This is a genomic window from Kouleothrix sp. 19917 (genome assembly GCF_057073505.1).
In genome coordinates this window covers 2,250,665-2,262,821 of sequence record NZ_CP097099.1, presented here as the reverse complement: position 1 = coordinate 2,262,821, position 12,157 = coordinate 2,250,665, and the positions used below count along the sequence as shown (strand labels likewise).

7 protein-coding genes are annotated in these 12,157 nt (G+C 64.6%); 6 read left to right on the top strand and 1 reads right to left on the bottom strand.

Translation table 11 applies throughout. The features are described 5' to 3' along the window. From M1P90_RS09405 to M1P90_RS09390, 4 genes are all read left to right on the top strand, one after another. Positions 1-2,880 carry an ABC transporter permease gene (locus M1P90_RS09405; protein WP_483702360.1) on the top strand — a complete coding sequence of 960 codons (2,880 nt, stop codon included), beginning with the start codon at positions 1-3 and terminating at the stop codon, positions 2,878-2,880. A gap of 89 nt (positions 2,881-2,969) precedes the next feature. After that, a complete protein-coding gene (locus tag M1P90_RS09400; RefSeq protein ID WP_483702359.1) occupies positions 2,970-4,031 on the top strand; it encodes an ABC transporter ATP-binding protein in 1,062 nt (353 codons plus the stop codon). Positions 4,032-4,282: 251 nt separating this feature from the next. Then, positions 4,283-4,999 carry an ABC transporter ATP-binding protein gene (locus tag M1P90_RS09395; protein ID WP_483702358.1) on the top strand — a complete coding sequence of 239 codons (717 nt, stop codon included), beginning with the start codon at positions 4,283-4,285 and terminating at the stop codon, positions 4,997-4,999. A gap of 360 nt (positions 5,000-5,359) precedes the next feature. Further along, positions 5,360-5,992: a shikimate kinase gene (locus M1P90_RS09390; protein ID WP_483702357.1), complete on the top strand. Its 633-nt coding sequence runs from the start codon at positions 5,360-5,362 to the stop codon at positions 5,990-5,992. Positions 5,993-6,145: 153 nt separating this feature from the next. Here M1P90_RS09390 and M1P90_RS09385 read toward each other — a convergent pair whose 3' ends face one another. Then, positions 6,146-7,087, bottom strand: a complete 942-nt coding sequence (locus M1P90_RS09385) for a dienelactone hydrolase family protein (RefSeq protein ID WP_483702356.1) — start codon at positions 7,085-7,087, stop codon at positions 6,146-6,148. Between the two features lie 958 nt (positions 7,088-8,045). On the opposite strand from M1P90_RS09385, the gene M1P90_RS09380 reads away from it, so the two are divergent. Together M1P90_RS09380 and M1P90_RS09375 are read left to right on the top strand one after the other, a co-directional pair. Then, a complete protein-coding gene (locus M1P90_RS09380) occupies positions 8,046-9,926 on the top strand; it encodes an ABC transporter ATP-binding protein (protein ID WP_483702355.1) in 1,881 nt (626 codons plus the stop codon). A gap of 392 nt (positions 9,927-10,318) precedes the next feature. Next, on the top strand, positions 10,319-12,145 hold the full coding sequence (locus M1P90_RS09375) for an ABC transporter ATP-binding protein (RefSeq protein ID WP_483702354.1): 1,827 nt from the start codon (positions 10,319-10,321) through the stop codon (positions 12,143-12,145). Positions 12,146-12,157 lie beyond the last annotated feature (12 nt).

Here is a 12,157-nt window from a genome sequence, read left to right as displayed (position 1 = left end):
ATGCGAAACCCCGTGTGGACAATTCTTTCGGTGCTGACCACCGCGCTCAAGCGGCTGCGCGCCAACTTCGGCCTGGCGCTCTGCGCGCTGGTGGCGCTTGTTGCGGCGGTGGCGCTGGCGGTGAGCGTGCCAACCTACGCCGAGGGCGCGAGCCTGCGCCTGCTGAAAAGCACGCTGGCCCGCCAGGAGCAGCAGACCAACCGCTCGGCCTTTGCGCTCTTGTTTCGCTATATCGGCTCGAGCAAAGGCCCGCTGGAGTGGGAGCGCGTAAAATCTGCCGATGAATTTATCAGCGGGGCCGGGCTGGACCGGCTGGGTTTGCCCCGGCAGGGCCTGGCGCGGCACGTTCGCACCGACCCACTGCGTATGCTCTTGCCACCTTCTTCCGGCGCGGCCAACCCCTTTTTGAAAAACGTCTCAATCGGCTTTCTGAGCGGCATGGACGGCCAGATGCGGATCGTCGACGGTGCTGCGCCCAAGGTCTACACTGCCGCGATCAAGCCGGGCAGCCCGCCGATCGAAGTGCTCATCCAGCAGGATCTGGCCGACGAAATAGGTATCAATGTTGGTGACCAGTTTTCGCTGGTGGGGACGGTTGGCGGCAAGGTCGCCTCGATGACGATCAAAGTCGCTGGCCTGTGGGCACCCGCCAACGCTGCCGACCCGGGCTGGTTTTACCCGCCCAGCGCGCTGAAAGACGTGGTGCTGGTGCCCGAAGCCAGCTACACCGGCCCGCTGGCGACCTACCTGAAAAACGAAGTTGGCCTGGCGCTGTGGTTCGCCCGCCTGAACGGCGCAAACCTTTCGGCGACGCAAGCCGCGCCGCTGCTGGGCCGGCTCGACAGCCTGAGCGCGCAGGCGGCTGGCCTGGTTTCGGGCCTGAAGCTCGAGCAAAGCCCGCGCGATTCGCTGGTGCGCTACCGGCAGGATGCGCAGGCGCTGATCCTCCAGCTGTTTGTGTTCAGCGCGCCGATCCTGGCGCTGGTGCTCTACTTCGCGGCGCTGGTGGCCGGCCTGCTGGTGAACCGCCAGCGCGGCGAGATCGCGCTGCTGAAAACGCGCGGCGTGCGCAACAGCCAGATCCTGGGCGTGTATATCGTTGAGTGGCTGCTGATGGGCGCGATTGCGCTGGCCAGCGGGCCGTGGCTGGGCCTTGTGTTTGCGCAGTTCATGGGCCGCACGCGCTCGTTCCTGCAGCTCACTGGCGACGCGCCCGACCTCTCGCTGACGCTCACCTGGGAAAGCCTGCGCTTTGGCGTGGCTGCTGTGGCGCTGGCGCTGCTGGCGGCGCTGCTGCCGGCATTTCTTGCCTCGCGCCGCACGCTGGTGGATGAGCAGCAGCAAGCGGCCCGCACGCTGCGCGCGCCCTTCTGGCAGCGCTTCTTTCTCGACATTCTGCTGCTGATTCCCGCCGTCTACGGCATCTACCAGCTGCGGCGCACTGGCGGCTTGCAGCTTGGCGCGGCGCGTGGTGCCGACCCGTTCAGCAACCCACTCTTGCTGCTGCTGCCGGTGCTGTTCTGCTTTGCGCTTGGCCTGCTGTCGGTGCGCCTGATTCCGCTGCTGCTTGAGCTGCTGGCCCGCCTTGCGCGTGGCCCGAACTGGGTGGCCCCGCTGGTGGCGCTGCGCACGCTGGCCCGCCAGCCCGGCGCGTATCGTGGCCCGCTGCTCCTGCTCATCCTGACGCTCAGCCTGGCTTCGTTCAGCGCCTCGATGGCGGCAACAATCGACGGCGCGCTGCGCACTGCAATTGGCTACCAGGTGGGCGCGTACACGCAGTTGCTCGAAACCGGCCAGAGCACGCAGCCGCGCAACCAGCCTGGTCAGCCCGGCCAGCCGCCGCGCCCCGATATTCAGAAAGAGCCGCGCTTCCTGTTCGTGCCGGTGAGCGACCACCTGAACGTGCCGGGCATCACCGCCGCCGCGCGCGTGGGCAGCTACCCCGACGTGTCGATCCAGCTTGGCGGCAGCGCGCCGCGCGCCCAGCTCGTCGGCATCGACCGGGTTGATTTCCCCAAGGTCATTCCGCGCTACGACCGGGCATGGGGTAGCGGGCAATCGCTGGGCGCGCTGATGAACATGCTGGCCGAAAACTACGATGGCGTGCTGGTGAGCAAAGACGTGCTGGCGAAGGGCGTGAAGATTGGCGACCCGCTGCCGGCGCTGGTGAAGATTGCCGACGACCAGCGCACCATGACCTTCAAAATCATTGGCAGCTTCGATCTGTGGCCGGGCTTTTACCCGCAGGATGGCCCGATTCTGGTGGCGAACCTCGACTATGTTTTCGATGAGATGAGCGGCCAGTATCCGTACGATGTGTGGATCGCCCGCGACCCCGGCGCAAAGGTTGAAGATTTAGTGGCTGGCGTGCGCAAGCTCGGCATCTCGGTGCTCGACGCCCGCGATGCCGCCACGCTCACGCTCGACGAGCAGACGCAGCCGCGCCGCCAGGGCTTGTTCGGCCTCTTGTCGGTGGGCTTTCTGGCGGCCGGCGCGCTGACCCTGCTCGGCTTCCTGCTTTCGGCGCTGATCACGGCGCGCCGCCGCGCGATTGAGCTGGGCGTGCTGCGCGCGCTTGGCATGTCGGGCTGGCAGGTCGCCGCCGAGCTGATCATCGAGCAGGTGTTGCTGGTGGCGGCCGGCGTCGGCGCGGGCACGGGCATTGGCCTGCTGGCGGCGCAGCTGGTCGTGCCGCTGCTGCAGGTCGGCGCGGGGCCGCACCCCGGCACGCCCGGCTACCCGCCGCAGCTCGCCTGGGATCAGGTTGCGCTGATCTATGTGGTATTTGCCGTGGCGCTGCTGCTGACGCTGCTGGCGCTGGCGTGGATCATGGGCCGCATGCGCCTGTTCCAGGCCGTGAAACTTGGAGATGCCAACTAGATTTACGATTTCAGATTTAGGATTTACGATTGCAGTTTGCAACCTGTAAGTCGCTAATCGTCAATCGTAAATCCTAAATCGTAAATCATATGGATGAACATTTCATTCTCGCCTCCGGGCTGGTGAAAATCTTTCAGGTCGCCGACCTTGAGGTGGTGGCGCTGCAGGGCCTCGACATCGAGATTGCGCGCGGCGAGATGCTGGCGCTGGTTGGCCCTTCCGGTTCGGGCAAATCGACTTTTCTGAGCGCACTGGGCGGGCTGGATCGCCCTTCTGCCGGCAAGCTCGAAGTCGACGGCCAGAACCTGCTCAAGCTCAACCAGGCCGAGCTGACGACCTACCGCCGCGAGCAGGTTGGCTTTGTGTGGCAGCAAACCACGCGCAACCTGCTGCCTTACCTGACGGCGCGCGAAAATGTCGAGCTGCTGATGACGCTGGCCGGCCGCGGCCTGCGCGAGCGCCGCGCCTGGGCCGCCGAACTGCTTGAGGCAGTGGGCATGCGCGAATACGCGAACCAAAAGCCGACGCAGCTTTCGGGCGGGCAGCAGCAGCGCGTGGCGATTGCCTGCTCGCTGGCGAACAAGCCCACCATTCTGCTGGCCGACGAGCCAACCGGCGAGGTCGACTGGCCGACGGCGCAGATGATCCTCAAGCTGCTGCACGATTTGCGCGACCGCTACAACCTGACAATCGTGCTGGTGACGCACGACCCGCGCGTAGCCGAGCAGGCCGACCGTGTGGTTGCGATCCGCGACGGGCGCACTTCCAGCGAAACCATTCGCGCCGAGGAGCGACTGAGCAGCAACGGCACCGAAGCCCCAACCCTGGGCGCGCCGCGTCTGGCGATCGAGGAGCTGGTGGTGCTCGACAGCGCGGGCCGGCTGCAATTGCCCAGCGACCAGCGCGTGCTGGCGGGGATTGGTCGCCGCGCCAAGATCGAAGTGGTGGATGGCGGCATCCTCATTCGCCCGAGCGAGGAAGACCGCGCCGAGGCCGAATCCGCGCCCGCCGAAGCGCCCAGCGGCGACGCGCTCTATCGCAGCCTGTACAGCGCCGACCCGCTACCCGCCCAGGGCAAAAAGCCCGGCGGCAAAGCGAAATGGCAGCCCTGGTTCCGTAAGGGCGCAGCAGCGAAGGACGATCAGTCGTGAGACGGATATGCCACGCTGCTGCGCCCCGACGACGATACCGATGCCCGTAAGGGCGCAGCAGCGAGAGACGACCACGTCATGTGCGAGCAGTGCCACGCTGCTGCGCCCCGACGACGATACCGATGCCCATAAGGGCGCAGCGTGCTGCGCCCCGACGACGATACGGACGCCCGTAAGGGCGCAGCAGCGAGAGACGACCACGTCGTGCGCGAGCAGTGCCACGCTGCTGCGCCCCAACAAACAGCACAGATATGACCCAACAACCCGAAACAATGATCGCAATCACCGGCGTCGAGCGCACCTTCGACGTGAACTCGCGCCAGGTGCGCGCCCTGCGCGGCATCGACATGACTATCCCGCACGGCGCGTTTGTCGTGCTGATGGGCCCGAGCGGCAGCGGCAAAACCACGCTGCTCAATCTGGTGGGCGGGCTCGACCAGCCGACCGCCGGTGAGATCGCGATCGAGGGCCGGCGCCTGAGCGAACTGGGCAATAGCGAGCTGGCTGCGCAGCGCCGCCGCACTGGCTTTATTTTCCAGAGCTTTGCGCTGCTGCCAACCGCCTCGGCCTATGAGAATGTCGAGCTGGGGCTGCGCCTGGCTGGCGACATCGCGCGCCGCGAGTGGGATGCGCGCATCCGCCGCTGCGTCGCCGCCGTGGGCCTGAGCGCGTGGATCGACCATCGGCCCTACGAGCTTTCGGGCGGGCAGCAGCAGCGCGTGGCAATCGCGCGCGCGCTGGCCATTCGCCCGCGCCTCATTCTTGCCGACGAGCCCACCGGCGACCTCGACACGAAAACCGGCGAGCAGGTGCTTGGCCTGTTGCGGGCGCTGGTCGACAACGAGGGCGTGACGCTGATGATGGCAACGCACGATCCCGCTGCGGCTGAGTTCGCCACCGACCTCTACCAGCTGCGCGACGGTCAGATCATCGAGCACGAGCGGCGCGGCGCGCTTGTGGCGGAATGAGCTTGTGACGGGGCGACAAGATGATGGGGTGAAAGGGTGAAGGGGTGAAGGGGTCTATTGCAAACGCGACGGGGCGTATCGAATACGCCTGCGCAAAGCGGGCAAAGGCAATGTACCACGCCGCAAGCACAATGTACCGGCCGGCAAAGGCAATGTACCACGCCGCAAGCACAATGTACCGGCCGGCAAAGGCAATGTACCACGCCGCAAGCACAATGTACCGGCCGGCAAAGGCAATGTACCACGCCGCAAGCACAATGTACCGGCCGTCAAAGGCAATGTACCACGCCGCAAAGACAATGTACCGGCCGTTAAAGACACTGCACCAGATTTTTGACGCCGTGAACCGGGAGCGCTGCTATGATCATCGGGCTGCTGGGGATGTCGGGGGCGGGGAAAAGCTCGTGGGCGGCGCGCCTGGTTGAAGTGGGCTACACCTGCCTGCACTGCGATGACCTGATTGCGGCGCGCATCAGCAGCAGCGACGACATTGGGGCCGGCACCGTGTACGATCTGGGCGCGTGGATGGGTTTACCCTCGGAAGCGCGCTACCCGGCGCGCGAGGCGATCTACCTCGAACACGAAACTGCTGTCCTGCGCACCATTGCCGACGCCTTCGAGCAGGATGGTGCCGCACCCGAGCGCGCCATTCTCGACCTGACCGGCAGCGCGATCTATGCCGACGCGGCGGTGCTGGCGCGCATCCGCGAGCTTGCGACGATCATCTACCTGGCGGTTTCGCCCGCGCGCCACGCCGAGATGGTGCAGGAATATGTCGACAACCCGCGCCCGCTGCTGTGGCGGGGCATCTACCAGCCACTGCCCGGCGAGCCACCACGCGACACATTGGCGCGCTGCTACCCCACGCTGCTCGAAACCCGCGCCGCGCTCTACACCAGCCTCGCCCACGTCACCCTGCCCGAAAGTTTCCACCGCAACCCGGCAACCACTACCGGCGATTTTCTGGCTGCCATCGGCGGGGTGACAAGATGACAGGGTGATGGGGTGACGGGGTGAGCCCAGAACGCAGGGCGTTGGAGCGCAGAGCAGTGGGCAGCGAGCGTGATTTGCAACGTGCAAACCTGAAACTTGCAACCTGTAACCCAAAACCTCCGTGCCTCTGTGTCTCCGTGGTGAACCAAAACCCTACCCCTTGATCCAACGCTCCAGAAAGCCATACGCCGCCTGCTTGGCATCATCGGGCAGGCTGTGGACGCCGGCAAAAATGTGCGCCGCAAAGCGCTCGGGCACTCCTGCCGCAGCGTAGGCTTCGGTGGCGCGGGCTGCAATCTGGCGCACGCCATCGACCGGGAAGATCGGGTCGGCATCGCCGGCAGTGAACATGAACGGGCGCGGCGCGAGATCCGCCACCAGCGCGTCGATGTCGCCGTATTCGAGCATGCCCGGCACGTAGAGCGCGAAATTGTGGTTGATACGGTCACGGATCAGCGTGCTGATCATGCCAAAGCCACACGACGAAGCGGCAGCGCGGATGCGCGATTCGTACCACGCCAGCCAGAGCGATTCCTGCCCGCCCAGCGAGTGGCCGAAACAGCCAATTTGCGCGGCATTCACCCCGGGCAGCGCGCCCAGCACATCCAGCGCGCAGCTCATGTCGTGCAGATATTTCGTTTGCAGGCAGCTTCCCGCCACCACCCGCCGCGTGAACTCAAAGCGCTCGTAGGCCATGCCCAGCGCATGGTCGGTTGGCGCGTCTTCGGGCGGGCGGCGCTCCTCGAAGCAGAGCTGGTCGGGGCAGAGCACGGCAAAGCCACGCTGGCACAGGTCGCGCCCATAGAAGTACATCGGGTTCGGCCCCAGGCCGGCTGGCTCGGATTTGCCGAGATGGTACTCGCCGCCGTGCTGGTGAATGGCGAGTATCGCCGGCCAGCCGCCCGCCGGCGCGCTGCCTTTCGGGAGCAGCAGCCACGCGCCGACGCGCTCGCCCGGCTCGACGGCATAGCTCAGCAACTGGCGGGTGTGGTCGCCCGCGTCGATTGGCGCGTCGGCCGCAAGATCAAGCGGCACGCGCGTGGGGAATGGGCCAAGCTGGCGCAGCACAGCCGCGCGAAAATCAGAATTGCTCATGGGCGCGAGTATACCACCAGATTGCCACACCCTATTCACCCATTTACCCGACCGTGAACGGTCGGGCTAAAACCACCAAGCCCTTGCAGGGCTACTCGCCAGCCTCGCAGAGGCTTTGTACTATCAGCCCGGGTCTTTACGGCCGGGCAGTGCGCGAAACAATCAAATCAGTATACAGAACCTCCCGCCGCACCTTGCCGACGGAGCGCGTAATGGTCACGCACGCTTCGATACGGCCTGTGGCCGAGGCACTCTATGGGTCCAGCAGGCTATTTTTTCCATAGGATGATCGTTCCTCGGTTCTGCTGTTTGCAGGTCGCGGTCGTCGTTTCCTGCCAACTGCCGACTGCTCACTGCTCGGTTCTGCTGTTTGCAGGTCGCGGTCGTCGTTTCCTGCCAACTGCCGACTGCTCACTGCTCGGTTCTGCTGTTTGCAGGTCGCGGTCGTCGTTTCCTGCCAACTGCCGACTGCTCACTGCTCGGTTCTGCTGTTTGCAGGTCGCGGTCGTCGTTTCCTGCCAACTGCCGACTGCTCACTGCTCGGTTCTGCTGTTTGCAGGTCGCGGTCGTCGTTTCCTGCCAATTGCCGACTGCTCACTGCTCGGTTCTGCTGTTTGCAGGTCGCGGTCGTCGTTTCCTGCCAACTGCCGTCTGCTCACTGCTCGGTTCTGCTGTTTGCAGGTCGCGGTCATCGTTTCCTGCCGACTGCTCACTGCTCACTGCTCGGTTCTCGGTTCAGCTGTTTGCAGGTCGCGGTCGTCGTTTCCTGCCAACTGCCGACTGCTCACTGCTCGGTTCTCGGTTCTTGGCTCTTCGGTTCCCCGCTTCTGCGCACACCTGTCCAAACGATCAGGTCAATTTGAGCGCGCAGCCAGCGCCGATACGATCTATAATACGCGCCTACGCCAGCGCTACGCAGAAAGGCCCCTATGTTCTTCGCCCACAACGAGCTGCCCGCATGACCCGCCGCGAATTTACCGTTGCCAACGAATATCAGTACAACCGGCGCTCGCCGCTGCGCTGGATCACCTCGCATATTGTGCGCTACCCAGTGCTGCCGGTGGTGTTTTTCCTCACCACCGTGGGCATGGCCGCGTCGCAAAGTATGTCGGCCGTGACGGTGGGCTGGGCCTTCGACACGGTGGTGAACAATGGCAGCGCGGCTGCGCTGGCGCGCGCTGCGCTGTGGGTCATGGCCGCGTTTGTCGGCTACGGCCTGTTCGACATCGTCAACAGCATGGCGATTCGCGTGCTGGCGCAGCGCGTCGAGCGCGACGCCCGCGACGAGCTGTACCTCAGCCTGCTCAGCAAAAGCCAGACCTTCCACGGCCGCCAGCGCGTTGGCGACCTGATGGCGCGCGTCACCAACGACGTGCAGCAGGTCAACCAGTTCATCAGCCCCGCGCTCGGCATGACCACCGAGTCGGCGCTGACGCTGATCGTGCCGCTGGTGACGATTGCGATCCTGAAATTCGATTTGCTGCTCGTGCCGGTGATCTTCCTGATTGCGCTGACCGTGGCGCTGCGTGGCTACAACAACCAGCTGCGCCCGGTGGCCGGGCAGCTGCGCGAGCGCTTTGGCACGCTCAACGCCGGCCTGGCCGAAACGATCACCGGCATCGAAGTGGTGAAGGGCTTTGCGCAGGAACGCGCCGAGAACGAGCGTTTTCAGCAGAACGCGCGCGCCTACCGCGACGCCTTTGTGCGCGAAGGCGAGGTGACCGCGCGCTACCTGCCGCTGCTGCTGTATGGCATCACCGTCGGTCTGGCGTTTGGGCACGCGCTGCTTCTGTTTCGCAGCGGGCAGCTTTCCGTCGGCCAGGTCATCACCTACATGGCGCTGGTTGGCACGTTGCGCTCGCCAATTATGTTCCTGCTGATGACATCCTCGGTGGTGCAGCAGAGCCTCGCCAGCGCGCGCCGCATCCTGGCAATGATTTTGACCGAAACCGAGCTGGACGAAAATGCCGGCGGCGTGGCGCAGCCGATTGCTGGCGAGCTGGTATTTGAAGATGTGAACTTTGGGTACGAAGAACCAAGAACCGAGAACCAGGAACCGGCGAACGCTGGCACGGCTGCGGTTCTCGGTTCTCGGTTCTTGGTTCTCGAAGGTATCAGCTTCACTGCGCATCCCGGCCAGACGGTCGCGATTGTTGGGCAAACTGGTGCGGGCAAAACCACGCTGACGCGCCTGATCAACCGCACCTTCGACGCAAGCGCGGGCCGCGTGCTGATCGACGGGATCGATGTGCGCGAATGGAGCATGGATAGCCTGCGCGCCCAGATCGCGACGATCGAGCAGGATATTTTCCTGTTTTCGCGCACGATTGCCGAAAATATCGCATTTGGCGCGCGCGAAGCCGTGACGCAGGAGCAGATCGAGGCAGCGGCCCGCGAGGCGCAGGCGCATGAGTTCATTATGGGCTTCCCCGACGGCTACGCCACCGTGATTGGCGAACGCGGCGTGATGCTTTCGGGCGGGCAGCGCCAGCGCATCGCCATCGCGCGCGCCTTCCTGAGCAACCCGCGCATTCTGGTGCTCGACGACTCGACCAGCGCGATCGACAGCAACACCGAAGACCAGATCCAGCGGGCAATGCGCCGCATTCTCCAGGGCCGCACCACGCTGCTGATCACGCACCGGCTGGCGCAAATTCGCAGCGCCGACCATATTCTGCTGCTGAAAAACGGTCGCCTGATTGCGCAGGGCACGCACGACGAACTGCTGGCAAGCAGCCGCGCCTATCGGCAAATCTTCGCGCCAGACGAGATCGGTGAGACACGGGACGGCGAGACGCGAGACAAGGAGACGCGAGACAAGGAGACGGTGCGCGGGTGAGTGGTAATTGGCAGTCGGCAGTAGGCAGTAGGCAATCGGCAGTGAGCGTGATTTGGAAACTGCAACATTCAAACATACAACCTGCAACTCTTTGCGTCCTTCGCGCTCTTTGCGGTTGATTCTTCCAGTCGTCGCAACCTGCAACATTCAAACATACAACCTGCAACTCTTTGCGTCCTTCGCGCTCTTTGCGGTTGATTCTTCCAGTCGTCGCAACCTGCAACATTCAAACATACAACCTGCAACTCTTTGCGTCCTTCGCGCTCTTTGCGGTTGATTCTTCCAGTCGTCGCAACCTGCAACATTCAAACCTGTAAACCTGCAACTCTTTGCGTCCTTCGCGCTCTTTGCGGTTGATTCTTCCGTGGATTTTCTAAAAGAAAGCAATTGCTATGGGCATCACCGGCGGCCTCAACGCCGAAGAATACGACCGCAGCTACAGCGACGCGCAGCTGGTGCGCCGCATTGCCGCCTACTTCCGCCCGCACCGCGGCAAAGTGCTGCTGGTGTCGGGCATGGTGGTGCTGATGTCGCTGGCCTCGACGATCACGCCAATCATCATCTCGCGCGGCATCGACTCGCTGGGCAGCAACCCGCAGCTGCAATACATCCTCGAGCTGACCGCGCTGGTGACGGTGCTGGGCGCGCTGGGCTGGGGCTTCAACTTTGTGCGGCAGTGGTTTGCCGCCCGCGCCGTTGGCGACGTCGTGCTGGCGCTGCGCGAAGACGCATTCCGCGCCGTCATGCGCCGCGACCTGTCCTTCTTCGACCAGTTCGCGTCGGGCCGGGTCGTCAGCCGCGTCACCTCCGACACGCAGGATTTCGCCACGGTCGTCACGCTCACGGTGGACCTAATCAGCCAGCTGGTGCTGGTGGTGGTGATCACGATTGTGATGCTGACGCTGAACTGGCGGCTGGCGCTGATCACCCTCGCGCTTGGGCCGATTGTGATGGTGGTGGCGCTGGGCTTCCGCCGGCTGGCGCGGCGGGCCATGCAGCAGTCGCAGCGCGCACAGGCCACCGTCAACGCCACGATTCAGGAAACGATCAGCGGCATTGCCGTGGCGAAAAACTTCCGGCAGGAAAGCGCGATCTACAACGACTTCCGCGCCACCAACGAGCTGGCCTACCGCGTGCAGATCACGCGGGTCGCGGTGTTTGGCAGCATCTACCCGCTGCTCAATACCATCTCGGGCCTGGGCGAAGCCGCGATTGTCTACGCGGGCGGGCTGCTGGTGATTGGCAAGAGCATCACCGTGGGCGACTGGTACCTGTTTGTGCAGAGCCTGACGATCTTTTTCTACCCGATCACCAGCATCGCCTCGTTCTGGAGCCAGTTCCAGCAGGGTCTGGCCGCCAGCGAGCGCGTGTTTGCGCTGATCGACGACGAGCCGCAGGTGGTGCAGACGGCCAGCGAGCCGGTTGGGCGGCTGCGCGGCGCAATCGGCTTCGAGGATGTGTCGTTCAACTATAGCACCGGGCGCAATGCCGTGCTGCGCGATTTTTCGCTTGCCATCCCGGCCGGCGAAACGCTGGCAATTGTTGGGCATACCGGCGCGGGGAAATCGAGCCTGGTGAAGCTGCTGATGCGTTTCTACGAATTCCAGAGCGGGCGCATCCTGCTCGACGGGCGCGACATCCGCGCGCTCGACATGGGCGAGTATCGCCGCCAGATCGGGCTGGTGCCGCAGGCGCCGTTCCTTTTCTCGGGCAGCGTCGCCGATAATATTCGCTACGGGCGTGCTGGCGCGAGCGATGAGGAGGTTGCGGCGGCGGCGCGGCGTCTGGGCGATGGCAGCTGGCTCGACGACCTGCCCGCCGGGCTGGCGACCGACGTGGGCGAGCGGGGGGCGCGGCTTTCGCTTGGGCAGCGGCAGCTGGTGGCGCTGGCACGCGTGCTGCTGCAAGACCCGGCGATCCTGCTGCTGGACGAGGCGACCGCCAGCATCGACCCGTTTACCGAGGCGCAGGTGCAATCCGCCCTGGCCGAGGTGCTGCGCGGGCGCACAAGCATTGTGATCGCGCACCGCCTCTCGACCGTGCGCAACGCCGACCGGATTATTGTGCTGCGCGACGGCCAGATCATCGAAGCTGGCAATCACGACGACCTGCTGGCACGCGGTGGGCACTATGCCGAGCTGTACACAACTTATTTCCGCCACCAGTCGCTGGCCTACCAGCCTTGGCAGGCCGCCAGCCCCGCAACCGCCGACGCCTGATGCGCGACGACC